This is a genomic window from Streptomyces sp. NBC_00386 (genome assembly GCF_036063235.1).
Classification (GTDB): Bacteria; Actinomycetota; Actinomycetes; order Streptomycetales; family Streptomycetaceae; genus Streptomyces.
Window position 1 is genome coordinate 6,752,735 of record NZ_CP107950.1, and the last position, 26,134, is coordinate 6,778,868.

Sequence of the window (26,134 nt, forward strand, 5' to 3'; positions counted from 1 at the left end):
AGTGGCGCAGATTGTTATGCATGCACATGCCGAAGGTAAAACCGCCGGGTTCATACGGATTTCAAGCGGTCGGAGGCAGACGATTCCCCAGGCCGCGCGCCCTGGGCCCGCGATCACCGGCGCGGCACCACCGATCGGCCCGCGTCACCGGTAGAGCGCCGCCGCCGCGGCCGCGTCCTCGGCGCAGCGCTTCCGCAGGGCCTCCGGAGCGAGCACCTCCACCTCGGGCCCGAGGCCCCGCAGTTGTACACGGGCGACCTCCTCGGACTCGACCGGCAGGGTGAGGGTCACCCAGCCCCGCCCGTCCGGGGTGCCGGAGGCGGCGAGTCCCTCCTTCGCCGACGTGGGATCGAGGGCGTACGGCAGCAGTCGTACGCCCTCCGGGGACAGCCGTACGACGGCCTCGGACCGCAGGACGGACCGGGCGAACTCCTCGGCCCGCTCCTCCCAGAACGCCGGCAGATCGAAGCCCTCGTCCCGCCGGAACCGCTCCGCGCCGGGGTCGACGGCGGTGAACCGGTCGATCCTGTACACCCGGAAGGCCTCCGCGTCCGGTACCCGCGCGCACAGGTACCAGAGCCCCGCCTTCAGGACGAGCCCGTACGGTTCGAGGGTCCGCTCCGCCTCCGACCCGCGGCGCCGGTAGCGCGCGAGGACCGGGCGGTCGTCCCACACCGCGTCCGCGAGCGCGGGCAGCAGCTCGGGCGTCCGCGGCTCGCTGAACCAGGCGGGCGCGTCCAGATGGAAGCGCTGCGCCGCCGATCGAGAGGCGCCTTGCGCGGAGGGCATCAGCGCCGCCGACACCTTCAGCCGGGCCGCCGATGCCGTGTCCTGAAGGCCCATGTCGCGCAGCGCCCCCGGCACCCCGCTCAGGAACAGCGCCTCCGCCTCGCTCCGCGCCAGTCCCGTCAGCCGCGTGCGGTACCCGCCGACCAGGCGGTAGCCGCCGGCCCGGCCCCGGTCCGCGTAGACCGGAATCCCCGCCTCGGACAGTGCCTGCGCGTCCCGGGCGACCGTGCGCTCGGACACCTCCAGCTCCCGCGCCAGCTCGGCGGCGGTCATCGACGCGCGGGTCTGGAGCAGCAGCACCAGCTTGATCAGACGAGCGGCACGCATGTCTTCATGATGCCGGGCACCACCGACAACGACGGGACGGGCGCCCGCCCCGCGGGGTCCGCCGGAAGGAACCGGGAAAGCGAGAAGGGGTACGGCGACCGCCGTACCCCTTCTCCGTGTTCAGCTCCCGGGCACTACAGGCCGTAGCGCTCCCGGGCCTCCTTCACCGCCGACGCCTTGACCTCGCCGCGGCGGGCGAGCTGCGCCAGCGCGGCGACGACGATCGACTGCGCGTCCACGCCGAAGTGCCGGCGGGCCGCCGCACGCGTGTCCGAGAGACCGAAGCCGTCGGCACCGAGCGAGGACCAGTCCTGCTCGACCCACTGCGCGATCTGGTCCGGGACCTGGCGCATGTAGTCGGAGACCGCGAGCACCGGGCCCTCGGCGCCCTGAAGCGCCTGGCGGACGAACGGCACCCGCTCCTCGCCGCGCAGCAGGGCCTCGTCGGCCTCCAGCGCGTCGCGGCGCAGCTCGGTCCAGGAGGTCGCGGACCACACGTCGGCGGCCACGCCCCACTCCTCGGCGAGCAGCTTCTGGGCCTCCAGGGTCCAGTGGATGGCCGTACCGGAACCGAGCAGCTGGATGCGCGGGGCGTTCGCCGCGGCCACGTTCAGGCCCGCCGACTCCGCCGTGTTGAAGCGGTACAGGCCCTTGAGGATGCCCTCGTCGACACCGGCCGGCTTGGCGGGCTGCGGCATCGGCTCGTTGTAGACGGTCAGGTAGTAGAAGACGTCCTGGTCCTCGCCCGGGGCCGCCTCGCCGTACATCCGGCGCAGACCGTCCTTGACGATCGCCGCGATCTCGTACGCGAACGCCGGGTCGTAGGACAGCGCCGCCGGGTTGGTCGCCGCGATGACGGGGGAGTGGCCGTCGGCGTGCTGCAGGCCCTCGCCCGTCAGGGTCGTACGACCGGCGGTGGCGCCGACCAGGAAGCCGCGGCCGAGCTGGTCGCCGAGCTGCCACATCTGGTCGGCGGTGCGCTGCCAGCCGAACATCGAGTAGAAGATGTAGAAGGGGATCATCGCTTCGCCGTGCGTGGAGTACGCGGTGGACGCGGCGATGAAGTCCGCCATGGAGCCGGCCTCGGTGATCCCCTCGTTGAGGATCTGGCCGTCCTTGGCCTCCTTGTAGTACATCAGCTGGTCGCGGTCGACCGGCTCGTACGTCTGGCCCTTGGGCGAGTAGATGCCCAGCGAGGGGAAGAGCGACTCCATACCGAAGGTACGGGCCTCGTCCGGGACGATCGGGACCCAGCGGCGACCGGTCTGCTTGTCGCGGACCAGGTCCTTGACGAGGCGGACGAACGCCATCGTCGTCGCCAGGTTCTGCGTGCCGGAGCCCTTGTCGAAGGACGCGAACGTCTTGTCGGCGGGGGCCGGCAGCGGGGCCAGCGCGTGCGTACGGCGGGCCGGGGCCGGACCGCCGAGGGCCGCGCGGCGCTCCTGGAGGTAACGGACCTCGGGGGAGTCGGCGCCCGGGTGGCCGTAGGGCACCACACCGTCGACGAACTGGCTGTCGGAGATGGGCAGTTCGAGCAGATCACGCATCTGCTTGAACTCGTCCGTGGACAGCTTCTTCATCTGGTGGTTGGCGTTCTTCGACGCGAAGCCCTCACCGAGGGTGTGGCCCTTGACCGTCTGGGCCAGGATCACCGTCGGCGCGCCCTTGTGGGCGAGGGCGGCGCGGTAGGCCGCGTACACCTTGCGGGCCTCGTGACCGCCGCGCGAGAGGTGGAAGCACTCGAAGATCTTGTCGTCGCTCAGCAGCTTCGCCATCTCGACGAGCGCCGGGTCGGCGCCGAAGAAGTCCTGGCGGATGTAGGCGGCGTCGCGGGTCTGGTACGTCTGCACCTGCGCGTCGGGCACCTGGCGCAGGCGGCGGACGAGCGCGCCCGTGGTGTCGAGCTGGAACAGCTCGTCCCAGGCCGAGCCCCACAGCGACTTCACGACGTTCCAGCCGGCGCCGCGGAACTGCGCCTCCAGCTCCTGCACGATCTTGAAGTTCGCGCGGACCGGGCCGTCGAGGCGCTGCAGGTTGCAGTTGATGACGAAGGTCAGGTTGTCCAGACCCTCGCGGGCGGCGAGCGCGAGTGCCGCCGTCGACTCCGGCTCGTCCATCTCGCCGTCACCGAGGAACGCCCACACGTGGGACGCGGAGACGTCCTTGACGCCGCGGCTGGTGAGGTAGCGGTTGAAGCGGGCCTGGTAGATCGCCGACAGCGGGCCGAGGCCCATGGAGACGGTCGGGAACTCCCACAGCCAGGGCAGCCGGCGCGGGTGCGGGTACGACGGGAGACCGTTGCCGCCCGACTCCTGGCGGAAGTTGTCCAGGTGCTGCTCGGTCAGGCGTCCGTCGAGGAAGGCGCGGGCGTAGATGCCGGGGGAGGCGTGGCCCTGGATGTAGAGCTGGTCGCCGGACCCGTCACCCTCCTTGCCCTTGAAGAAGTGGTTGAAGCCGGTCTCGTAGAGCCAGGCCGCGGAGGCGAAGGTGGCGATGTGGCCGCCGACGCCGTGCTTCGCGCCCCGGGTCACCATCGCGGCCGCGTTCCAGCGGTTCCACGCGGTGATCCTGGCCTCCATCGCCTCGTCGCCGTCCACGGAGGGCTCGGCGGCGGTGGGGATGGTGTTGACGTAGTCGGTCTCGAGCAGCTTGGGCAGCGCGAGACCGTTGCCCTCGGCGCGCTCCAGCGTGCGGCGCATCAGATACGCGGCACGGTGCGGCCCGGCCGCCTGGGTGACGGCGTCCAGGGAGGCCTGCCATTCGGCGGTCTCCTCGGGGTCGCGGTCCGGGAGCTGGTCGAGCTCGCTCGGCTGGATTGCGGTGGGGTCGGTCATTGCGCCGCCTTCCGGATGCGGAGGGGGGTTCCCTCATCGGCAAGGGGTTTTCGGGGGGTGCCCTTGGTCTATGGCAGGACAGGGCGACGGGCTCTTGTAGGAGCCCGTCGAGGACTGTAACCCCCTGATCGATGATCGATCAAAGGATTCCGGAGGAAATCCTCTTCAGATCGGAAAGTCGGCACGGGGTGCCTTGGAGACAGGCACCGGGTGCCTTGAAAAGCGACGGTTTTCGCAGGTGGGAGCACGGTTGAGCGCGGGTGCGCTCCGCTGCGCCGATGCCGTCGGCGCGTCCCTCAGGGGCGCGGGGCGCAGCCGAGGACGTGGGCCTTCACGAGTTCGGCGATCAGCGGATCGCGCCGCCGGAAGGCGTCCACGAGCGCCTCGTGCTCCTCCGCGTACGACTGCTGCACGGTCCCGAGCCACCGGATGGACAGGGCCGTGAAGACCTCGATGCCCAGCCCCTCCCAGGTGTGCAGCAGGACGGAGTTCCCTGCCGCCCGGACCAGCTCGCGGTGGAACCCCACGGTGTGCCGCACCTGGCCGGTCCCGTCGGCCAGCCGGTCGGCCTCGTACAGCGCCGTCACATGGGGTTCGAGGGCCGAGCAGTCCTCCGCCAGCCTGCCGGCCGCCAGCTCCGCCGCGATGGCCTCCAGGCCGGCTCGTACGGGGTAGCTCTCCTCCAGGTCGGCGGCCGTCAGGTTCCGTACCCGCACGCCCTTGTTCGGCGCCGACTCGATCAGCCGCAGCGACTCCAGCTCGCGCAGTGCCTCGCGCACCGGGGTCTGGCTGACCTCCAGTTCGGTGGCGATCCGCCGCTCCACGATCCGCTCGCCCGGCTTCCAGCGCCCGCTGACGATCCCCTCCACGATGTGCTCGCGGATCTGTTCGCGCAGCGAGTGGACGACGGGCGCGGTCATGAAGGCTCCTTTGACAGGGGTGGCGGGACCCCGAGGGCGTTTGACCTTTAGACAATAAGGCCGTGGCCCGGTCGGTGAGGGGCGCATGGCGGCGCTTTCCCGCAGGTGAGACGAGGCTTACACGCTGTCGGAGTGTTCCCGTCCGTAGGGGCTCGTACCGGGTGAAGTCCGGATTCGTACCGTCGATGTGATCGCCGGACGCGGGCCCCGGCGGAAGAACGGCGGCCGCGGGAACCCGGCCCCGGGGAAACACTGCACCTCCGCCCGGAGATCCGGGGCGGGGAAACGCTGCACCTCCGCCCCGGAGACAGGGGCGGGGGGACACGGACCCGCGCGCGGAGACAGGGCGGGGGAACACGGCACCCCGCCCCGGAAGTCCCCGCAGGAAACACGGCACCCCCGCCCGGTGGTCCGGACGGGGGTGCCGTGTCAGCGTGCCGCGTGCGAGCGGTGCGGGTTACAGGCCGAGCTCGACCTCGAACTCGCCCGCTTCCAGGATCGCCTTGACCGCGGTCAGGTAGCGGGCGGCGTCGGCGCCGTCCACCAGACGGTGGTCGTAGGAGAGGGTCAGGTAGGTCATGTCGCGGACACCGATGACGGTGCCCTCCTCCGTCTCGATGACGGCCGGACGCTTGACCGTGGCGCCGATGCCCAGGATCGCGACCTGGTTCGGCGGCACGATGATCGTGTCGAAGAGCGCGCCGCGCGAGCCGGTGTTGGAGATGGTGAAGGTCGCGCCGGACAGCTCGTCCGGGGTGATCTTGTTCGCGCGGACCTTGCCCGCCAGGTCGGCGGTGGCCTTCGAGATGCCGGCGATGTTGAGGTCGCCCGCACCCTTGATGACCGGGGTCATCAGGCCCTTCTCCGAGTCCACCGCGATACCGATGTTCTCGGCGTCGAAGTAGGTGATCGTGCCCTCGGCCTCGTTGATCCGGGCGTTGATGACCGGGTGGGCCTTCAGCGCCTGGGCCGCCGCCTTCACGAAGAACGGCATCGGGGAGAGCTTGACGCCCTCGCGGGCCGCGAAGGAGTCCTTCGCCTGCGCGCGGAGCCTCATCAGCTTGGTGATGTCGACCTCGACGACCGAGGACAGCTGCGCCTGCTCGTGCAGGGCCTTCACCATGTTGTCGCCGATGACCTTGCGGATGCGGGTCATCTTGACGGTCTGGCCGCGCAGCGGGGAGACCTCCAGGACCGGGGCCTTCTTGGCGGCGGCGGCCGGGGCGGCGGCCGGAGCCTGAGCCTTGGCGGCGGCCTTCGCGGCCTCGGCGGCGGCGACGACGTCCTGCTTGCGGATACGACCGCCGACGCCGGTGCCCTTGACGGCGGCCAGGTCGACGCCGTTCTCGGCGGCGAGCTTGCGCACCAGCGGGGTCACGTACGCGCCGTCGTCACCGGTGGTCGCGGCGGGCGCCGGAGCAGGGGTGACGGGGGCGGGCGCGGCCACCGGCGCGGGGGCCGGGGCAGGGGCGGCGGGCGCGGCCGGAGCGGCCGGCTGGACCGGAGCCGGGGCGGCGGCGGCCGGAGCAGCCGGGGCCGGCGCCGGAGCGGCCGGGGCCGGGGCGGCCGGAGCCGCGGCGGGGGCAGCGGGGGCGGCCGGCGCGGCAGCGGCCGGAGCCGCGCCCGGAGCGCCGATGACGGCCAGCTTCGCGCCGACCTCCGCGGTCTCGTCCTCGCCGACGACGATCTCCAGCAGCACGCCGGCGACCGGCGCGGGGATCTCGGTGTCGACCTTGTCCGTGGAGACCTCGAGCAGGGGCTCGTCCTCCGCGACCTCCTCGCCGACCTGCTTCAGCCAGCGGGTGACGGTGCCCTCGGTGACCGACTCGCCCAGCGCGGGCAGCACGACGTCGGTACCGGAGGCGCCACCGGCCGGAGCGGCGGGCGCGGCGGCGGGCGCGGCGGCGGGAGCGGCCGGGGCCGGGGCCGCGGGGGCCTCGGCGACCGGGGCGGGGGCGGCCGGAGCGGCGGCCGGGGCCTCGGCGGCGGCGGGAGCAGGGGCGGCGGCGGGCGCGCCCGTGCCGTCGTCGATGACGGCCAGCTCGGCGCCGACCTCGACGGTCTCGTCCTCGGCGACCTTGATGGACGCCAGGATGCCGGCGGCGGGGGAGGGGATCTCGGTGTCGACCTTGTCCGTCGACACCTCCAGCAGCGGCTCGTCGGCCTCGACGCGCTCGCCCTCGGCCTTCAGCCAGCGGGTGACAGTGCCCTCGGTGACGCTCTCACCGAGTGCCGGAAGGGTTACGGAAACCGGCATGGTTTCTGTTGCTCCTTATTGGGGTCTCCCCTGCCCGACCGGGATCGAGAGCTCGGGGAAGTGCGGAAGTCTGTGGTCGTCGTCGAGCCCTGCTCGACGCGGTGACTGGGGACGGCCGGTGGCCGGGAAGTCCCCCCGGCCGGGCCGATCAGTCGTGCGCGTGCAGCGGCTTGCCCGCGAGCGCGAGGTGGGCCTCGCCGAGCGCCTCGTTCTGCGTCGGGTGGGCGTGGATGAGCTGGGCGACCTCGGCGGGCAGCGCTTCCCAGTTGTAGATCAGCTGGGCCTCGCCGACCTGCTCGCCCATGCGGTCGCCGACCATGTGGACGCCGACCACGGCACCGTCCTTCACCTGGACGAGCTTGATCTCGCCCGAGGTGTTGAGGATCTTGCTCTTGCCGTTGCCCGCGAGGCTGTACTTCAGGGCGACGACCTTGTCCGCGCCGTAGATCTCCTTGGCCTTGGCCTCGGTGATGCCGACGGAGGCGACCTCGGGGTGGCAGTACGTCACGCGCGGCACGCCGTCGTAGTCGATCGGGACGGTCTTGAGACCGGCCAGCCGCTCCGCGACCAGCATGCCCTCGGCGAAGCCGACGTGGGCGAGCTGGAGCGTCGGGACGAGGTCGCCGACGGCGGAGATCGTCGGGACGTTCGTGCGCATGTACTCGTCGACCAGGACGTAGCCGCGGTCCATCGCGACGCCCTGCTCCTCGTAGCCGAGACCGGCCGAGACCGGGCCGCGGCCGACGGCGACGAGCAGGACCTCGGCCTCGAACTCCTTGCCGTCGGCGAGGGTGACCTTGACACCGTTCTGGGTGTACTCGGCCTTCGAGAAGAAGGTGCCCAGGTTGAACTTGATGCCCCGCTTGCGGAACGCGCGCTCGAGAAGCTTGGAGGAGTTCTCGTCCTCGACCGGGACGAGGTGCTTGAGGCCCTCGATGACGGTCACCTCGGCACCGAAGGACTTCCACGCCGAGGCGAACTCGACGCCGATGACGCCGCCGCCCAGGATGATCGCGGACTGCGGCACGCGGTCCAGGACGAGCGCGTGGTCCGAGGAGATGATGCGGTTGCCGTCGATCTCCAGGCCCGGCAGCGACTTCGGCACGGAACCGGTCGCGAGGAGCACGTGGCGGCCCTGGACGCGCTGCCCGTTCACGTCGACGGAGGTCGGGGAGGACAGACGGCCCTCACCCTCGATGTACGTCACCTTGCGGGACGCGATGAGACCCTGCAGACCCTTGTACAGGCCCGAGATGACACCGTCCTTGTACTTGTGGACGGCGGGTACGTCGATGCCCTCGAAGGTGGCCTTGACGCCGAACTGCTCGCTCTCGCGGGCCTGGTCGGCGATCTCGCCCGCGTGCAGCAGGGCCTTCGTGGGGATGCACCCACGGTGCAGGCAGGTACCGCCGACCTTGTCCTTCTCGATCAGGGCGACGTCCAGGCCCAACTGCGCTCCGCGCAGCGCCGCGGCGTAACCGCCGCTACCGCCGCCGAGGATCACTAGGTCGAAAACGGTGCTGGCGTCGTTCGCCACGTCACGTCCTCCATGCATGTGCGCCGTTACGCCGGGCACCTTTGTCCCTTGCGGGTGGTTGACCGGTCGGTCGGCTGGTGTCCGGCCGCTCTTTCTACGGCCCTGTGGTGGGGGCCCTGTCCTGCCGAGAACCCATCTTCGCACTTGTCGAGGGCGAGCGAGACGCCGGGCCGGTGTGTGCGGCGTCTGATCCATCACGTCGACGGGGTGCGGAGCCGGGTGAACCTGCGGATTTCGTCGAGGGCGAAACCCCGGTTCGGCCATACGAGCGGCCCCGGGCGCGGTGACGCCCGGGGCCGGTGTGCCGTGCGAGTGCTCAGCCCAGGTCGCCGGCCGCCGTCAGCTCGGCGAGACGGACCAGGGTGCGGACCGCGGAACCGGTGCCGCCCTTGGGGGTGTAGCCGAAGGGGCCGGCCTCGTTGAACGCGGGGCCCGCGATGTCCAGGTGCGCCCAGGTGATGCCCTCGCCGACGAACTCCTGCAGGAACAGGCCGGCGACGAGGCCGCCGCCCATGCGCTCGCCCATGTTGGCGATGTCGGCGGTGGGGGACTCCATGCCCTTGCGCAGGTGCTCGGGCAGCGGCATCGGCCAGGACTCCTCGCCGACCTCGTCGGCGGCCTCGACGATCGCGGCACGGAACGCGTCGTCGTTGGCCATCACACCGAAGGTGCGGTTGCCGAGCGCCAGCACCATCGCGCCGGTCAGCGTCGCCACGTCGACGATCGCGTCCGGCTTCTCCTCGGACGCCTTCCACAGCGCGTCCGCCAGGACCAGCCGGCCCTCGGCGTCGGTGTTCAGGACCTCGACGGTCTTGCCGCTGTACATGCGCAGCACGTCACCCGGACGGGTGGCGGAGCCGGACGGCATGTTCTCGGCGAGCGCGAGCCAGCCGGTGACGTTGACCTCCAGGCCGAGGCGCGCGGCGGTGACCACGGCGGCGAAGACCGCGGCGGCGCCGGCCATGTCGCACTTCATCGTCTCGTTGTGCCCGGCGGGCTTGAGCGAGATGCCGCCCGAGTCGTAGGTGATGCCCTTGCCGACGAAGGCGAGGTGCTTCTCGGCCTTCGAGGAGGTGTACGACAGCTTCACCAGGCGGGGACCGGCGACCGCTCCGGCGCCGACACCGAGGATGCCGCCGAAGCCGCCCTTGGCCAGGGCCTTCTCGTCGAACACCTGCACCTTGATGCCGTGCTCCTTGCCGGCCGCGGTGGCGACGGCGGCGAAGGACTCCGGGTTGAGGTCGTTCGGCGGGGTGTTGACGAGGTCGCGGGCGCGGTTGAGCTCCTCGGTCACGGCGGTGGCGCGCGTGAGGGCAGCCTTGAACGCGGCGTCGCGGGGCTTGCCGCCGAGGACGGTCACCTCGCCGAGCGGGCCCTTGCGGCCCTTGGCGGCCTCGTTGCGGCCCGTCTCCTTGTAGGCGTCGAAGCCGTACGCGCCCAGGCGGGCGCCCTCGGCGACGGCACCGGCGTCGGCGGCGTCCGAGACCGGCAGCGCGAACGCGGCCTTCTTGGCGCCGGCGAGCGCGCGGGCGGCGACACCGGCCGCGCGGCGCAGCGCCTCGGCGTCGTAGCCGGCCTCGTCCTCGGGGACGGCTCCCAGGCCGACGGCCACCACGACGGGGGCCTTGAAACCGGACGGCGCGGGCAGCTTGGTCACCTCGCCCTCGGATCCCGAGGCCCCGAGGGTCTCGAGGATCCCGGCGAGCCCGCCGTCGTAGGCGTTGTCCACGGCCTCGGCGCCCGGTGCGACGACCGGGCCCTTGGGGCCCTTCGCGACACCGACGACGATCGCGTCGGCCCGCAGACCGGACGCTGCGGCGGTGCTGAGAGTGAGAGCAGTCACGGTGGTGAGATCTCCGCTTCCATTGAAAGTTCGTGTGTGGCCGAGAAGAGGTGGGTCGACCGGGCCCGACGGCTGACCCTAGATCCGTCCTCGGGGGCGGTCCTTGCCGGGGCCCGTGACAGGGCGGGCGAGTACCCGGGACGAGCCTACGCTCGGGGTCGGGTTTCGCTCATTCCTGCGGACGTTCACCCACAGGTGGCGCCGTGTCGTATTTCCGCCCCTCACTCCCGGTGACCTGAGACACACTCATCGTGTTCAGTGGGCACGCCGCCCACTGCTTTGCACGATTTCCACAGATTCCCCATGGTTTCCACCCGTGGGGGATGCTCTAGGGGGAGAAAGCTACATATGGCACAGAGTCTGCAACGGTGGAGAGGGACGGCTGCCGTCCTGGGGGCCGCCGGACTCCTTGCGCTGGGCATGGGGGCGCCCGGCGCGTCCGCGGCGGTCACGCCGCGGATCGACCTCAAGGTCCTGGTCGTGGACAACGGCGCGGGCCAGGTCGGAGCCATCACCGCGGAGCTCAAGAACTCCGGTGTCCCGTACACCACGGTCAACCTGGGCGACACGAACCGCCCGACCGTCAACGCGACGTTCCTGAGCGACACCGTGAACGGCGTCCCGCGCGCCAAGTACCAGGGCGTCGTCCTGCCGAACGAGGCTCCGTTCGGCGCGGGTTCGGCCGAACAGACCGCGCTGGAGTCGTACGAGAAGACGTTCGGCATCCCGCAGGTCGACGCCTACACCTGGGCCCACCCCGAGGTCGGTCTCGACTACACCGACCAGAACGGCGGCTGGTCCGGCGTGCTGGACGGCACGACCTCCCAGATCACCGCGGCGGGCACGGCCGGCCCGTTCCGCTACCTCGACGGACCGCTGACCTTCGAGGACAACGATCCGGCCGTGCAGGAGACCTACGGCTACGCGGCCCACCCGAGGGAGGGGTTCACCAGCTACCTGAACGCGCCCAGCGGCGGTTCGATGCTCGGGCAGTACGAGCACGACGGGCGCCGCGAGCTCGTGGTGACCTTCGCGTACAACCAGTACCAGAAGCAGTTCAAGGTCCTGGCGCGCGGAATCGTCGAATGGCTCACCCAGGGAGTGCACCTCGGACAGGCCAGGAACTACTTCGCCGTCCACGTCGACGACGTCTTCGCGCCCGACGCCCGCTGGGACTCCGAGCGCAACTGCACCCCGGGCGACATCGACTGCGCGGGCGGCGACGGCGAGGACACCACCACGCCGATCCGGATGACCGCCGCCGACGCCGCCTACGCCGCCCAGTGGGAGGCCGACCACGGATTCACGCTGGACATGGTCTTCAACGCGGGCGCGGGCGAGGAGTGGAAGTCCGAGAACGGCGGCACCGACGCCCTCACGGACCGGCTGCTCGCCGACAAGGCCAAGTTCCGCTGGATGAACCACACCTACACGCACCTGTTCCTCGGCTGCGTCCAGGACACCACGACCGTCCCCTGGACCTGCGCGAAGAACACCAACGGCACCACGAAGTACGTGAGCCGGGCCGACATCTCCGCGCAGATCGCGGACAACAACAGCTGGGCGGCCTCCCACGGCCTGTCCACCGACCGCACCGAGCTGGTGACCGGCGAGCACTCGGGCCTCAAGACGCTGCCCCAGCAGCCCGTCGACAACCCGAACCTCGTGCGTGCCATGGCCGAGAACGGCGTCAAGTGGACCGGGTCCGACAACTCCCGTGAGCCCGAGCAGCGTTCGGTCGGCAACGGCGTGATGACCGTTCCCCGCTACCCGATGAACGTCTACTACAACACCGGCACGCCCGAGGAGATGGCCGACGAGTACAACTACATCTACACCTCGAAGGCCGCCGGCGGCAGCGGCCTGTGCGAGAACAACGCGACGTCCACCTGCCTGCCGGCCCCGCTGAACGCGGCCACCGGCTACGCCGACTACATCGTCCCGGCCGAGGCGCGCACCGCGCTCGGGCACGCCATCGGCAACGACCCGCGTCCGCACTACGTCCACCAGTCCAACCTGGCCGAGGGGCGCATCCTCTACCCGGTCCTGGACAAGGTGCTCGCCGACTACAAGGCGATCTACGCCGACAACACCCCGCTGCAGAACCCCCGCCAGAGCGCGATCGGCACGGAACTCCAGCGCCGTAACGCCTGGCAGACGGCCCTGGCGAGCGGCAAGGTCACGGCCTACCGCGTCGGCAACACCGTCACCGTCACCGCCCCGTCCGGGACCGACATCCCGGTGACCGTGCCCGAGGGGACCAAGAAGCAACTCCTGGTCGGCACCACCGCGTTCGGCACGCCGTACGCGGGACAGCGCAACGACTGGACCAAGCCGGAGCTCCTTCAGCCCGCGGTCAAGCTGAACCTGCCCGCGTAAGCACGGCGGTACCGCGGCTCACGACGCGCACCCCGGCCCCGACCCGGCCGGGGTGCGCTCGTGAGCCGTGCGACGGGGAGCCGGGGGGCTCTCCGAAGAAACAGTCCCAGGGGGGAACCACACATGATGCGCACAGGCCGTCATGTCACCATGCTCACCGAAGGCACCTACCCACATGTCCACGGCGGGGTCAGCACCTGGTGCGACCAGCTGATCAAGGGCATGCCGGAGGTCGACTTCCACATCGTCTCGCTCACCGGCAGCGGCCGCGAACCCGTGACCTGGGAGCTGCCGCCCAACGTCTACCGGCACACCCGCGTACCGACCTGGGGACCGCGCCCCGGCCGCGCACGCCCGCCACTGGGCCGCGCCCAGCGCCGCTTCGCCGAGATCTACGAACGCTTCCTGCTCTCCTTCCTCGACCCCGACTCGCCCGAGGACTTCGGCGACGCCCTGTACGAACTGGCCGCGCTCGCCCGCGACGGACGCCTCTCGGCCGCCCTGCGCGGCGAATCGGCGCTGCGCTCGCTGATGTGGATCTGGACCATGCCGCACCTGCCGACGGCGGCGGCCCGGCCCACCGTGCACGACGCGCTCACGGCGACGGACCTGCTGGAACACGCGCTGCGCCCGCTCGGCGTCCGGATCCCGGAGGACTCCGTCGCCCACGCGGTCAGCAGCGGCCTCGCCACGCTGCCCGCCCTCGTCGCGCACCACCTGGACGGGGTCCCGTTCCTGCTCACCGAGCACGGCATCTATCTGCGCGAGCGCTACCTCGGCTACCGCGGTGCCGGACAGCGCTGGCCCGTCAAGGCGTTCATGCTCGGCTTCTACCGCGAACTGAACTCCCTCGGCTATCGCGCCGCCGACCTCATCACCCCCTGCAACCAGTACAACCGCCGCTGGGAGGAGCGCGGCGGCGCCGACGGGGACCGGATCCGCACGGTCTACAACGGCGTCGACCCGCACGCCTTCCCGCACGCGGGACCCGAACCCGCCGTGCCCACCCTCACCTGGTGCGGCCGGGTCGACCCCATCAAGGACCTGGAGACCCTCCTTCGCGCGTACGCCATGGTGCGCGCCGAACTGCCCGAGACCCGGCTGCGGCTGTTCGGTCCCGTGCCGCCCGGCGGGGAGGCGTACCGCACCCGACTGGAGAAACTCGCCGCCGAACTGGGCGTCACCGACGGGCTGACCTTCGAGGGGCGCATCACCGAGGTGTGGCGCGCCTACGCGGCCGGCCACGTCGTCATGCTGTCCTCCATCTCGGAGGGCTTCCCGTTCTCGATCATCGAAGCCATGTCCTGCGGCCGTACGACGGTCTCCACGGATGTGGGCGGGGTGCGGGAGGCGGTCGGCGACACCGGGATCGTCGTCCCGCCCCGCGAACCGGAGAAGATGGCCGCCGCCGCCCTCACCCTGCTGCGGGACGAGGAACGACGCCTGGACCTCGGCGAGTTGGCCCGCCAGAGGGTCATCGACCGGTTCACGCTGCGCCGTTCCGTCGACGCGTTCAGGACGGTCTACCAGGAACTGGCGGGCCGGCCCGCGGTGTACGAGCCCGCCGTGGAGACCGTCGACGACTGGACCCTCGAACTGCGCGACCCCTGGTACCAGGCCGTCGCCACGGACGGGACCGGCTGGTGAGCGGCTCCCTGCGCACCCAGCCCGGGGCGCACGAGGCCACCCGTCCCCTGGTGCCGAGCCAGCGCCGCCCGGCGAGCTGGGGACTGCCCGACCCGATCGACGAACTCGCCGCGGACCTCGCGGAGTTCGTGACCGCCGCCGTCCATCCCGACGAGGTGGCCGCGCTCCTCGAATCCGACGGCCTCTCGGACGACCAGATCCGCGAACGGTACGGCGTCACCAACTCCTTCGCCCTCGCCGAGGAGTTGTTCGAGCGGGTCGAGCGGGGCTATCCCGAGCCCGGGGAGCCGGCCCCCGACCCCTGGCGGACCGGTCTGATCGGCTGCCTCCTGCGCGGCATCGTCTTCGCCCTCCCCGGCCTCGGCTACGTCCTCGCCGGACCCCTCCTCGCGGGACCGAAGGGTGCCTTCGGACTCCCGGCCGGCACCGTTCCGATGCTCGCCGGGGCGCTGTGCGGCTGGACCTGGAACCAGGGGCTCGCCCACCGCGCGTACACCTGGATGGGGCTCGGTGACCGCTCGGCCGCCCGCCGCGCGCTGCTCGTCGGCACCCCGGCCGGTGTCCTGCTCGGCTCCCTGGTGGCCTTCGCGGCGGCGGGATCGGCCGGCCGGGGCGCCGTCGCCTTCGCCGCAGGGCAGTCCGGCTACCTGGGCGCGGCCACCGTTCTGCTGGTCATGGGCAGGGAACGCATGCTGCTCGCCGCCCTGGCCCCCATGACGGCGGGCGCCGTCGTCACCGTGTTCCACCCGGTCCCCGACCTGGCGCGCATGGCCCTGCTGCTGGGCTCCCTGGCGGCGGTCGCCCTGCTCGGACTCCTCGAAGTGGCCCCTGCGGTACGCGAGCTGGGCGAGGGGAGCTGGGGCGCGGGTCTGGTCGCGCTGCTGCCGTACGGCCGTCTGCGGGGCGGCGCCGAGCCGTCCGGGCGGGCCGGTGAGCCGCGCGCGGCCTCCGCGGGCCGGCCGGCCGCGGGGAAACCGGGAACCGCTCCGGGCCGCCTCGGCACGGTCGCCGCGCGGCTGCGCGCCCGCCGGTCCGCCGCGGGCCGGCACGCCGGAACCGTCGCGTACGCCCTCTTCGGGCTCGGCAGCGGTGTCCTCGTGCTGTACGCGGCGCTCGGAGACGTCCTGACGGGAGCCCGTACGGCGGTCGCCGCGCCGGCCGCGGTCGCGCTGACCCTCAGCATGGGCCCCGCCGAGTGGCTGCTGTTCCGGTTCCGCAGCGGGAGCCTCGCCGGACTGCGCTCCAGCACCTCGGCGAGGAGCTTCCGGCGGGCCTCCGCCGGCACGCTCCTGAGCTGCCTGACCGGCTACCTCGCCTCCCTGCTCGTGCTCGGCCTCGGTGTCTCCGTGCTGTGGCCGCACGCGCCCGCGGCCGCGGACGGGGTCAGGCTCGGCGGACTGCTCCTGCTGGGGGTGGTCATGTGGACCGGGCTGCTGCTCCAGTCCTTCGGCGCCGTCACCGGCACCGCCGCCGTCGTCTGTGCCGCCGCGCTCGCCCAGACCGCGGCACTGGTCACGCACACGGGCGACGCGCACTGGGTGGGCCTGATCGTGTACGGCGCGGCGGCGGGCGCCCAGACCCTGCTCGTCTGCGCCCGGCTGGGAAAGGTGACGGCCCACCGGTGAAGTCCCTCCTCGTCCCGTACTACGAGCACCCCGCCGTCCGCCCGGCCGAGTGGGACGCGCTCGTCGCTGCCGCGCCCCGGCTCTACGGCGTGGTGCTCAACCCCGCCAGCGGCCCCGGGGACCGTCCGGACCCGGAGTTCGCGGCGGTCGCCGGACGGCTGCGCGCCGCGGACGTCCGGGTCCTCGGGTACGTCGACACGGCGTACGGGCGCAGGCCGCCCGGGGACGTCCGGCGCGAACTGGCCCGGCACCGCGACTGGTTCGGCACCGACGGTGTGTTCCTCGACCAGGTGGCCGCCACGGAGGCCGGGTTCGGCTACTACCGGCGGCTGGCGACGGCGGTGCGGGCATCGGGCGGCGGCACCCTCGTCCTCAACCACGGCACGGCACCGCACCCCTCGTACGCCCGTATCGCCGACGTCCTCGTCACCTTCGAGGGCACCTGGGCCACCTATCGCAGGAAGCCCCCGCCGCCGTGGACGGGTACCGGCGTGCGCCTGTGCCATCTCGTCCACGGAGCGCCGGCCGACGCCGACACGGCGGCGCGGGCCGGGGAGAGGGGGGCCGGACTGTACTGCGCGGTCCCCGGCACGGGAGACCATCCCTGGGGCACCCTGCCCCACGGCCTGGCCCCCGCCCCGTGACCGCGGTGATCAGCCCAGCGAGAGCACCACGAGCGCGGTCGTCGCCGCCGTCTCCGCCAGGCCGCCGAACACGTCGCCGGTGACACCGCCGAAGCGCCGGGTGCAGTGCCGCAGCAGCAGTTCGGCGGCCAGACACGACAGGCCCACCGCCACCGCGGCGCGCACGAGGTCGTACGTCCCCACGAGCGCGCCGGCGCCCGCCGCCACGCCGGTCACCGCCGCCGCCACCAGCAGCGCGCCGCGTACCGGCACGGTGCCGGCGACCGCCGCGCCCAGCCCCCCGGGGCGGGCCGCGGGCACCCCGGTGCGGGCCGCGAGCGTGAGAGCGAGGCGGGCCGCGGCCGCCGAGACGACGGCCGCGAGGACACCCCGGCCCCACGAGACCTCGTACGCCTGGGCGAGTGCGGCCACCTGGGCGAGCAGGACGAACAGGAGGGTGATCACGCCGAACGGCCCGATGTCCGACTGCTTCATGATCCGCAGCGCGTCCTCGGCGGGTTTCGCGCTGCCCAGTCCGTCGGCGGTGTCGGCGAGACCGTCGAGGTGCAGACCCCGGGTCAGCGCGGCCGGTACGGCGGCTGTGGCCACGGCCGCGAGCAGCGCGCCCGATCCCATGGCCAGCAGCGCCACGCCGACCAGTGCCGCGCCCGCCCCGACCACCAGACCGGCCAGGGGAGCGCACAGCATGCCGCCGCGCGCCGCGTCACGGTCCCAGCGGGTCACCTTCACCGGGAGCACGGTGAGGGTGCCGAAGGCGAAGCGGAGGCTGTCGGCCGGCGAGGCGCCGGAGGCGGTCTTGGACATCGGCGCAGGGTACCCGGACGCCCGGCGGGCGGATACGGCGGCAGTGGATAAAGTTCGCATATGGGTCATTGGTGGTATCGGAACATCGTCGAGCCCGGGAAGCTCCCCCTGTTTCTGGCGCTGGCCTCGTTCGTCGTGACCTTCGCGGTCACGCGTGCCATCGTGCGGATGATCCGAGCCGGCAAGGGACCCTTCGGCAACGTCAAGGCCGGTGATCTGCACATCCACCACGTGGTTCCCGGTGTCGTGCTCACGGTGATCGGCGGCTTCGGCGCCGTCGCCGGCAGCCGGTACGGATTCTGGCCCTGCGTGAGCGCCGTGGTGTTCGGCATCGGAACGGGTCTGGTGCTCGACGAGTTCGCGCTGATCCTGCATCTCGACGACGTCTACTGGACCGAGGACGGGCGCAAGAGCGTCGAGGTCGTGGTGCTCACGGCCGCCCTCGTCGGCCTGATGCTCAGCGGCTTCTCGCCGCTCGGCGTCAACGACCTCAGCGACCAGGAGGCGCAGAACCGCGCCAGTGCGATCGTGACCATCGCCCTGAACTTCTTCTTCGCGCTGCTCACCCTGAGCAAGGGCAAGGCCCGCACGGCGATCTTCGGGGTGATCGTTCCCTTCATCGCCCTCATCGGCGCCGTCAGGCTGGCCAAGCCCGCGTCGCCGTGGGCCAAGCGCTTCTACCGGAACCGGCCGCGCACCCGGGCCCGGGCACGGCTGCGCGCCTACCGGCACGACCGCCGCTGGGCGGGTCCCGCCCGCAGGGTTCAGGAGTGGATCGGCGGCAAACCCGACCCGGCCGCCGCCCGCTCCCTGCCCGAACAGCGGTGACGCGCGGCGGAGAGGCAGCACACCACCAGCACCGCGGCGATCGCCGCCAGGTGTTCCTTGCCCGCCAGGTTGTCCTTGACGATCACCTCGGCCGCCATGGCCCCGATCACGATCCCCGCCGTCGCGTACGCCCGGTAGCGCCAGCACAGGAACACGGCGAGGCCCACCACCGCCGCCGACGGGCCGGTGTCGACGACCAGCGCGTCCGCCCCGGGCAGCCCCGGCGGACGGTGCGGGCCGAGCGCGATGCCGACACGGGCGTACAGCGTTCCGGCCAGCGTGGCGACGTACGCGACCATCAGGGTGCGCCACCAGCCCAGACAGATCTCGGCGATCCCGAAGACGGCCAGGACCTGTGCGAGCGCGCCCCACACGGGCAGATCCAGCGCCGGCACGAACAGGGAGAGCGGGGTGCGGACCAGGGCGAGCCACAGCGGGTCCCCGGCCCGGACGGCACCCGTGTCCTGCACCAGCCGGTAGCCCCAGGACTGGTTCTGGACGACCTGGAGGACGGCCGTCAGACACACCGCGCCGAGGGTCATCGGGACCGCCCGCCACCCCCTCGCCCGCAGCGCCCGGCGCACGGTCGCGTACAGCAGACCCCACTCGGCGCGGGCCCAGTGGGCGGGTGCGCTCATCCGGCCGTCCCCACGGCTCTCCCCCCGCGGGTCCGCGCCGGTCTCATCTGTGCGACTCCAGGTGCTTGCGGTGCAGCCACTTCGGCAGGCCCGGTGCCTCCAGGAACCCCTCGGCGCGCGCGGACGCGACCCCGATGCGCAGCAGGTCCGCGCTCTTCTCGAAGAGCAGGAACCGCGGCTCCCAGATCGGCCGGTACTTGGCGTTGGCCCGGTACAGCGACTCGATCTGCCACCAGCGGGAGAAGAAGCTGAGCAGCGAGCGCCACAGCCGCAGCACGGGGCCCGCGCCGAGACGCGCCCCCCGCTCGAAGACCGAACGGAACATGGCGAAGTTGAGCGAGACCTGGGTGATCCCGATCTCCCGGGCGCGCCGCAGGAGTTCGATCACCATGAACTCCATGAGCCCGTTCTCCGCGTCGCGGTCGCGCCGCATCAGGTCGAGGGAGAGCCCGCCGGGCCCCCACGGCACGAAGGACAGCACCGCCCTCAACTCGCCCTCGGCGTCCGTGCATTCGAGCATCACGCAGCGCCCGTCCTCGGGGTCGCCGAGCCGGCCCAGCGCCATGCTGAAACCGCGCTCGGTCGCGCCGTCGCGCCAGTCGTCCGCACGCTGGAGCAGATACGCCATCTCGGCGGCCGGGATGTCCTCGTGCCGCCGGATGCGCACCCGGTACCCGGCCCGCCCGACCCGGTTGTAAGCCTGCCGGACGGTCCGCATGGCCCGTCCTTCGAGGGTGAACTCGGCCGTCTCGACGAGGGCTTCGTCGCCCAGCTCCAGGGCGTCGAGTCCATGCCGGGAGTAGACGGTGCCCGCCTCCTCGCTCGCGCCCATCACCGCCGGGATCCAGCCGTGCTCCCGGGCCTCGGCGAGCCAGGGCTCGATGGCCCCGGGCCATGCCTCCGGGTCGCCGATGGGGTCGCCGCTCGCCAGGGAGACCCCGCCCACCACCCGGTACGCCACCGCCGCCTTGCCTGTGGGCGACCAGACCACGCTCTTCTCCCGGCGCAGCGCGAAATAGCCCAGCGAGTCCCGGTCCCCGTTGCGGTCGAGCAGCTCCCGCAGCCGTTTCTCGTCGTCCTCGGTGAGCGGGTCGACGGCGCGCCGGGAGCGGAAGGCCGCGTAGAGCACGGCGAGCACCAGCAGGGTGCTGAGCACGTTGACGGTGACGTCGGCCCAGTTCGGTGTCGAGATCCCCGGGTAGTGGGAGTCGTCGGCGGCGACCGAGACGAGCCGCAGGGTGCCGTAGCGCCAGCGGTCCAGGAAGGTCGAACGGTACGCGTCGTGCGCGTCGTTGGTGACGGTGACCAGCAGGGCGGCGAGCAGCGAGGTGACCAGGAGTCCCCCGAGCGCGACGGCCGCGGCCAGCCTCGGGTTCGACCGGTCGCCCTTGGCGTAGAACTCCCGGCGGCCGACGGCCAGGGAGCCCACGAAGGCGGCGGTCAGCGCGAGCGAGACCCAGTTCTGCGCGTACTGGCGGATCTCCGGGAACGCCATCGCGATGCCGAACAGCAGCAGGAACAGCCCGCTGAGCACCGAGTTGAGGATCCACGCGGCCCGCTTGCGCCGCCGCATCGTGATGGCCAGGAACATCGTGAACACACCGGAGGCGAAGCCCGCGGTCAGCAGATACGGCGTGAAGTAGTTCTCGGTGTTGTGCCGTCGGACGTCCTGTCCGAGCGACACCCAGGCGGCGCTCAGAAAGTTGATGAACGTGACCGCGCGCAGGTACCACACGGCGAACGCGGCGGACCGCCGGGAGGCAGCCGTGGACCGCCGGTCCCCATCACTCCGGCGGCCCGAAGCCCGCTCCTGCTCAACGGCAACGGCAACGGCAATCCGGGCATCTCCCATAGCTCGGGATGATATGGGGCACAACGGTCACCGCGAGGGAGGTCCGGTCCGACCGCGGGTACGTGAAATTCACCCCCAGCCGGGCAAAGCCCAGCTCCGGCCGGGGAAAATCCAACCCCTCCGCCCCGCTTCTCGGGCGAGGGGGGAAATCCAGGCCCTCCGACCAGCCTTTCGGGCGCGGGGAGAATCCAGCTCCTCCGGCCCGCTTCTCGGGCGCGGGGAGAATCCAGCGCCTCCATCCCGGCTTTCGGGCGCAGGGAGAATTCAGCCCCTCCACCCCGGCTTTCGGGCGCGGGGAGATTCAGCCCCTCCGGCGTTTGAGGAGCGGGGTCCGGGGCGGAGCCCCAGGTACGGGAAGGGCAGGGGCGGAGGGGGCGAAAGAAGGGCGCGGTGATGACCGGCCGACCGGACCCGGAACCCGGCCTGGGCCCGGACTCCGGCCGGGACCTGGCCAGGGCTACGCGTGGGAGTTGGGCCCGGGCTCCGGCTCGGACCCGGGCCGGGACTACGCGTCGGAGCCGGCGCTCGAATCGGGCTCGGAGCCGGACGCGGGGCCGGGGTTGGACTCAGGGCCGGACTCGGACTCGGACTCGGGCTTGGAGGGCTCCTCCGGGGTTTCCTCCGTCGCCGGAGCAGAGGCCTCCGGAAGCTCCGCCGCGAGGCTCGCCGCAGCCTGGACCAGCGGCAGGGCGAGCAGCGCGCCCGCCCCCTCGCCCACCGTCACCCCGTGGTCGAGCAGCGGCTCGAGAGCCATCCGGTCCAGCGCCTTCGCCTGGGCCGGCTCCCCGCTGCGCTGCCCGGCGAGCCACCAGTCCGGCGCACGGAAGGCGACCCGCTGGCCGACCAGCGCGCACGCGGCCGACACCACACCGTCGAGGATCACCGGCATCTTCCGTGCCGCGCTCTGGAGCAGGAACCCGGTCATCGCCGCCAGGTCGGGCCCGCCCACCGTCGCCAGGAGCTGGAGCTGGTCCCCGAGCACGGGCCGCGCCCGCCGCAGCGCGTCGCGCACCGCGGCGCACTTGCGCATCCACGCGAGGTCGTCGATGGCCTGTCCGCCCCGCCCGGTCACGACGGACGCGTCGGTCCCGCACAGCGCCGCGACCAGGACGGCCGCAGCCGTGGTCCCGCCCACGCTGATGTCGCCGAGCACCACCAGATCCGTACCGGAGTCCGCCTCCTCGTCCGCGATGGCGACCCCGGCCCGGAACGCGGCCTCCGCCTCCTCCAGGGTCATCGCGTCCTCGACGTCGATCCGCCCCGAACCGCGCCGGATCCGGTGCCGTACGACCTCGTCGGGCAGTCCCTCGGGGTCGGCCTCCAGCGACATGTCGATCACCCGCACCGGCACGCCGAGCCTGCGGGCCAGCACCGACGCGGGGCTCGCGCCCTCCAGGACCGCCCGCACCAGCCGGCCCGCCCCGCCCGCGGGGCGCGCCGACACGCCGAGGGCCGCGATCCCGTGGTCGCCCGCGAACAGCAGGGCGCGCGGGTGCTCGATCGGCCGTACCGGCACCGCGGACTGTGCCGCCGCCAGCCATTCACCCAGGTCGTCGAGGCGGCCCAGCGCCCCGGGCGGCACGTTCCGGCGCTCCCGGTGAGCCTCGGCGTCACGGCGGACGCCTCCGTCGGGACGCTCGATCAGATCGGTGAAGTCGTCGAGATTAAGCGAGCTCATTCGCCGAACAGTACCGGCACTGATCGAACGTGTCCGCGCCACGTCGTTGCGCTCCGGATCGCCATCGCATACGTACCGTTTGTATCGGATTGTCGTACGGCTCGTCCCCGACAGGAGCGTCCATGCCCCCCACTCCCCAGCCGATCGCCGAACGCCGTGCCGCCTACGCGGCCGAACTCGCCCGGGGCACCGCCCGGTTCCACGAACCGCGCCGCGCCGACTGCCCGTGGTGCGGTTCGAAGCGCCTGCGCACCCGGCTGCGCACACCGGATCTGCGGCAGCGCAAGCCGGGAACGTTCGCCGTCGACGTGTGCGGGGACTGCGCCCACGCCTTCCAGAACCCCCGTCTCACCCCCGAGGGGCTGGCCTTCTACCGGCGGGACCCCCGCGAGGACACCCACGACGGCCTCGCCGAACGGCTGCTCCGTGCCCGCGGCGGCACCGGACACCACCTCGCGGCAGCCCGCGCCCTGCTGCCCTTCGCGGAACCGGAGAGCTGGCTCGACATCGGCACCGGGCACGGACACTTCCCGGCGGCGGCCAAGGAGGTCCACCCGTACACGTCCTTCGACGGCCTCGACCCGACGCGGCGCGTCGAGAAGGCGCGGGCCGCGGGACGGGTGGAGGAGGCGCACGTCGGACGGCTCACCGACCCGCGGATCGCGGAGCGGCTGCGCGCCCGCTACGACGTCGTGAGCATGTTCCACCACCTGGAGCACACGCCCGAACCGCGCCAGGAACTGCGCGCCGCGCTCGCGGTGTTGAGACCCGGCGGACACCTCCTGGTCGAAGTGCCCGACCCCGACTGCGCGTTCGGCGCGCTGCTCGGCAAGTGGTGGCCGGCGTACGGCCAGCCAAGCCATCTGCACCTCATGCCACTGCCCAACCTGCTCGGCGAACTCGAGTCCCTGGGCTGCGTCGTCGTCGCCACGGACCGGCGCGAACCGCACCTCCCCCACGACCTCTCGGCGGCTCTCGCCCTGGCGCTCGGGCGTGCACTCCCCGGCCCCGACACCCCCTGGCGCCCGGCCCCGCCGACCCCCTTCCAGCGCACCGCGCGCCGGGCCCTGAGCCGTGCGTCCCTCCCGCTCCTCGCCTCCGCCGCCGCGCTGGACCGGCTGTCGGCCCCCCTGCTGCGCCGCACCCGCTTCTCGAACGCGTACCGCGTCGTCGCCCGCAAGGAGGCCTGAACCGCCGCCGCCCGCGGTCAGCCCCGCAGTGTCAGGGCCTGCCCCGCCACCACCAGCAGCACGTGCTCGCACTCCCCGGCGAAGGCCGCGTTCAGCCGCCCGAGTTCGTCGCGGTAGCGGCGGCCGGAGGCCGTGGCCGGCACGATGCCCGAGCCGACCTCGTTCGAGACGGCCACGAGCGTCCGGCGGGTGCGGCGGACCGCGGCGACGAGTTCCTCCACGCGGGCGCGCAGGGCGCGTTCACCGCCCCCGGACCACTCGGCGTCGTCCCATGCGCCGACCGAGTCCATCGCGTCCGTCAGCCACAGCGAGAGACAGTCGACGAGCAGCGGCGGGCCGTCCTCGTCGAGGAGGGGGACCAGGTCGCACGTCTCGACGGTCTGCCAGGAGCCGGGCCGCCGCTCACGGTGGGCGCCGACCCGCTGCGCCCACTCGGAGTCCCCGCCGCGCGTGCCACCCGTGGCGACGTAGAGGACGTCGGCGAAGGTCTCCATCCGCCGTTCCGCCTCCACCGACTTGCCCGAACGCGCCCCGCCGAGCACCAGCGTCCTGCGCGGCACATCGGGCACGTCCTCGTACACGCCCACGTCGAGCGTGGCCCCGTCGGGCACGGCCCGCGCGCCCGCCGCGGCGAGCCTCCTGCGCAGCTCGGCCCCCGGGGGCACGTCGTGACCGAGGTGCACCGCGATCACGTCCGTCGTCGGGTCGACCGCGCCGGCCGCGCGCAGCTTGGCCAGGGCGTCAGGACGTCCCACCACGTCCAGGAGCACCATGTGATAGGCCTCGCCGTTCTCGTCCAGGCCGGCCGGTGCCGCGCCCGGGGGCAGGTACAGCAGCCGCTGTCCGGCCGGGCCGGTCACCGCGTAGCCCGTGCCGGGCGCGTCCATCGGCACCGCCCGCACCCGGTGTCCCGTCATCAGCGCCAACTCCCGTCCGTCGGGCACCCGGCCGGGCTGCGGCAGCCCGGCCGGCACCTCCATCGCGGGCCCGTCGTGCGGGTGGGAGAGCAGTACCTGCCGTACGCCGCCCAGCGAGTGTCCGGCGCGGGCCGCCGCGAACGCGGCGCCGGGGGTGAGGTCGAGCAGCAGCGTGCCGTCCACGAGCAGCGCGGTGGCCGCCCGCGCCTCCTCGCCGAGCGCGCTCGCGCAGGCAGCGCAGGGACAGTCGGGGCGGGGCAGGCCCGCGGGGGCACCGGTGCCGAGCAGAGTCAGTTCCACGCCGCCGATCTTTCCGTGTCCCCGCACGTCTTGCGCGTCCGGCTAGGCTTCGGACGGAAGACGGATCTTGTCCGGCTTCCGCTGTGCAGTGTGCTCACATCTTGGAGGCGTACATGGCGGCATGGACGTGGCGGTTCGAGAAGTCCGACGGGACAGAGGTCCAACCCGCGGTGCAGCCCGAGGAGTTCACCACCCAGGGCGACGCCGAGTCCTGGATCGGTGAGGTGTGGAAGGACCTTGTGGCGGGCGGCGCGGACCAGGTGTTCCTCTTCGAGGACAGCACGCAGATCTACGGCCCGATGAGCCTGCACGCCGAAACGGAGTAGGCCGGTAGGGGTTGCCGGGACACACCCCGGCAACCCGCCTCCCGCCACGGCACCCGTGCGAGCGACATCAGCGGCCCGGGGCCGGTCAGCCCCGCACGCCGCACAGATGAAGAAGGGCCGCCACCTGGCGGTAGGGGTCCGTCCGTCCGGCCCGCTCCTCGGCGGCCAGCATCGTCTCCGCGTCCGGCGGCACCGGCGCGCCGTCGGCCGCCGTGTCCGTGAAGACCCGCACCCCGTACCAGGCGTGCAGCGGAGCCCCGATCCCGGCGAGCGTGCCGGTCAGCGTGGCGAGCCGGTCGGCGCGGACGTCGAGACCGAGCCGGTTCGTGTACGCGGTCGTGTCGAACGAGACCAGCGCCGTCGTCCAGTCCCCGCCGATCCCGGGCCGCATGGCCAGCGCGTCCGCGTTGCGCACCAGCAGCGAGAGCAGCCCGCCCGGGGCCAGCATCCTCGCCAGCCCGGCCAGCAGGGCGTCCGGCTCCTCGGCGTACATCAGGACGCCGTGACACAGCACCACGTCGAAGCTGCCCGGCAGGAAGTGCACACCCGTCTCGTGCCCGTCGCCCTCGATGAGGCGCACCCGGCTCCGGATGCCCTCGGGCTCGGCGGCCAGCGCCTCACGGGCCACCGACATCATCGTGGCGTCCCGTTCGAGTCCGGTCACCTGGTGGCCGGCCCGAGCGAGCCGCAGGGCCTGTGTGCCCTGGCCCGCCCCGACGTCGAGCACCCGCAGGCGCTGCCCCACCGGATAACGCCCGGTTATCTGCTCATCGAGCTGCCGGGCCACCAGCTCCTGCCG

At 72.6% G+C, this 26,134-nt stretch carries 19 protein-coding genes; 7 read left to right on the forward strand and 12 right to left on the reverse strand.

Annotation, left to right across the window (positions count from 1 at the left end; all coding sequences use genetic code 11):
• Positions 1-144: 144 nt before the first annotated feature.
• From OG780_RS29625 to OG780_RS29650, 6 genes are all read right to left on the reverse strand, one after another.
• Positions 145-1,116, reverse strand: coding sequence for a helix-turn-helix transcriptional regulator (locus OG780_RS29625; RefSeq protein WP_328453250.1), 972 nt, complete (start codon positions 1,114-1,116; stop codon positions 145-147).
• 134 nt (positions 1,117-1,250) lie between these two features.
• On the reverse strand, positions 1,251-3,950 hold the full coding sequence (gene aceE, locus OG780_RS29630) for a pyruvate dehydrogenase (acetyl-transferring), homodimeric type (RefSeq protein ID WP_328453252.1): 2,700 nt from the start codon (positions 3,948-3,950) through the stop codon (positions 1,251-1,253).
• Between the two features lie 296 nt (positions 3,951-4,246).
• The gene (locus OG780_RS29635; RefSeq protein ID WP_328453254.1) at positions 4,247-4,870 is read right to left on the reverse strand and encodes a GntR family transcriptional regulator; all 624 of its coding nucleotides are present in this window, start codon (positions 4,868-4,870) and stop codon (positions 4,247-4,249) included.
• A gap of 457 nt (positions 4,871-5,327) precedes the next feature.
• Entirely contained in the window at positions 5,328-7,127 is a 1,800-nt protein-coding gene (sucB, locus tag OG780_RS29640; RefSeq protein WP_328453256.1) for a 2-oxoglutarate dehydrogenase, E2 component, dihydrolipoamide succinyltransferase, read from the reverse strand.
• A gap of 148 nt (positions 7,128-7,275) precedes the next feature.
• Positions 7,276-8,664 (reverse strand): dihydrolipoyl dehydrogenase, encoded by a 1,389-nt coding sequence (gene lpdA, locus OG780_RS29645; protein ID WP_328453258.1) that lies wholly within the window; start codon positions 8,662-8,664, stop codon positions 7,276-7,278.
• Between the two features lie 316 nt (positions 8,665-8,980).
• Positions 8,981-10,507: a leucyl aminopeptidase gene (locus OG780_RS29650; RefSeq protein WP_328453260.1), complete on the reverse strand. Its 1,527-nt coding sequence runs from the start codon at positions 10,505-10,507 to the stop codon at positions 8,981-8,983.
• Between the two features lie 348 nt (positions 10,508-10,855).
• Here OG780_RS29650 and OG780_RS29655 point away from each other — a divergent pair, with 348 nt between their 5' ends.
• The 4 genes from OG780_RS29655 (at position 10,856) to OG780_RS29670 (ending at position 16,802) form a co-directional block, all read left to right on the forward strand.
• On the forward strand, positions 10,856-12,886 hold the full coding sequence (locus tag OG780_RS29655; RefSeq protein ID WP_328453262.1) for a hypothetical protein: 2,031 nt from the start codon (positions 10,856-10,858) through the stop codon (positions 12,884-12,886).
• A 123-nt stretch (positions 12,887-13,009) separates the two neighbouring features.
• The gene (pelF, locus tag OG780_RS29660) at positions 13,010-14,533 is read left to right on the forward strand and encodes a GT4 family glycosyltransferase PelF (protein ID WP_328453264.1); all 1,524 of its coding nucleotides are present in this window, start codon (positions 13,010-13,012) and stop codon (positions 14,531-14,533) included.
• Positions 14,530-16,158 (forward strand): hypothetical protein, encoded by a 1,629-nt coding sequence (locus OG780_RS29665; RefSeq protein WP_328453266.1) that lies wholly within the window; start codon positions 14,530-14,532, stop codon positions 16,156-16,158. Before pelF ends, OG780_RS29665 begins: the two co-directional genes overlap by 4 nt.
• On the forward strand, positions 16,155-16,802 hold the full coding sequence (locus OG780_RS29670) for a spherulation-specific family 4 protein (RefSeq protein ID WP_328453268.1): 648 nt from the start codon (positions 16,155-16,157) through the stop codon (positions 16,800-16,802). Before OG780_RS29665 ends, OG780_RS29670 begins: the two co-directional genes overlap by 4 nt.
• A 9-nt stretch (positions 16,803-16,811) precedes the next feature.
• Here the strand turns inward: OG780_RS29670 and OG780_RS29675 are convergent, their stop codons facing one another.
• Positions 16,812-17,606: an adenosylcobinamide-GDP ribazoletransferase gene (locus tag OG780_RS29675; RefSeq protein ID WP_326788222.1), complete on the reverse strand. Its 795-nt coding sequence runs from the start codon at positions 17,604-17,606 to the stop codon at positions 16,812-16,814.
• A 60-nt stretch (positions 17,607-17,666) separates the two neighbouring features.
• On the opposite strand from OG780_RS29675, the gene OG780_RS29680 reads away from it, so the two are divergent.
• Positions 17,667-18,434: a hypothetical protein gene (locus tag OG780_RS29680; protein ID WP_328453271.1), complete on the forward strand. Its 768-nt coding sequence runs from the start codon at positions 17,667-17,669 to the stop codon at positions 18,432-18,434.
• Here the strand turns inward: OG780_RS29680 and OG780_RS29685 are convergent.
• The 3 genes from OG780_RS29685 to cobT all read right to left on the reverse strand — a co-directional run bounded on the left by OG780_RS29685 (position 18,371) and on the right by cobT (position 22,602).
• On the reverse strand, positions 18,371-19,072 hold the full coding sequence (locus OG780_RS29685) for a hypothetical protein (protein ID WP_328453273.1): 702 nt from the start codon (positions 19,070-19,072) through the stop codon (positions 18,371-18,373). The genes OG780_RS29680 and OG780_RS29685 overlap by 64 nt on opposite strands.
• A gap of 43 nt (positions 19,073-19,115) precedes the next feature.
• Positions 19,116-20,924 (reverse strand): phosphatidylglycerol lysyltransferase domain-containing protein, encoded by a 1,809-nt coding sequence (locus OG780_RS29690; protein ID WP_328453275.1) that lies wholly within the window; start codon positions 20,922-20,924, stop codon positions 19,116-19,118.
• Between the two features lie 505 nt (positions 20,925-21,429).
• Complete coding sequence (gene cobT / locus OG780_RS29695; RefSeq protein ID WP_328453277.1) at positions 21,430-22,602, reverse strand: nicotinate-nucleotide--dimethylbenzimidazole phosphoribosyltransferase; 1,173 nt, start codon at positions 22,600-22,602, stop codon at positions 21,430-21,432.
• Positions 22,603-22,724: 122 nt separating this feature from the next.
• On the opposite strand from cobT, the gene OG780_RS29700 reads away from it, so the two are divergent.
• Positions 22,725-23,792, forward strand: a complete 1,068-nt coding sequence (locus OG780_RS29700; RefSeq protein WP_328453279.1) for a class I SAM-dependent methyltransferase — start codon at positions 22,725-22,727, stop codon at positions 23,790-23,792.
• A 17-nt stretch (positions 23,793-23,809) separates the two neighbouring features.
• Here OG780_RS29700 and OG780_RS29705 read toward each other — a convergent pair whose 3' ends face one another.
• On the reverse strand, positions 23,810-25,009 hold the full coding sequence (locus OG780_RS29705; RefSeq protein ID WP_328453281.1) for a bifunctional adenosylcobinamide kinase/adenosylcobinamide-phosphate guanylyltransferase: 1,200 nt from the start codon (positions 25,007-25,009) through the stop codon (positions 23,810-23,812).
• Positions 25,010-25,122: 113 nt separating this feature from the next.
• Between OG780_RS29705 and OG780_RS29710 the strand changes: the two genes are divergently transcribed.
• Positions 25,123-25,335 carry a hypothetical protein gene (locus OG780_RS29710; protein ID WP_326788229.1) on the forward strand — a complete coding sequence of 71 codons (213 nt, stop codon included), beginning with the start codon at positions 25,123-25,125 and terminating at the stop codon, positions 25,333-25,335.
• An 85-nt stretch (positions 25,336-25,420) separates the two neighbouring features.
• On the opposite strand, the gene OG780_RS29715 is transcribed toward OG780_RS29710, so the two are convergent.
• Positions 25,421-26,122, reverse strand: coding sequence for a class I SAM-dependent methyltransferase (locus OG780_RS29715; protein WP_328453284.1), 702 nt, complete (start codon positions 26,120-26,122; stop codon positions 25,421-25,423).
• Positions 26,123-26,134 lie beyond the last annotated feature (12 nt).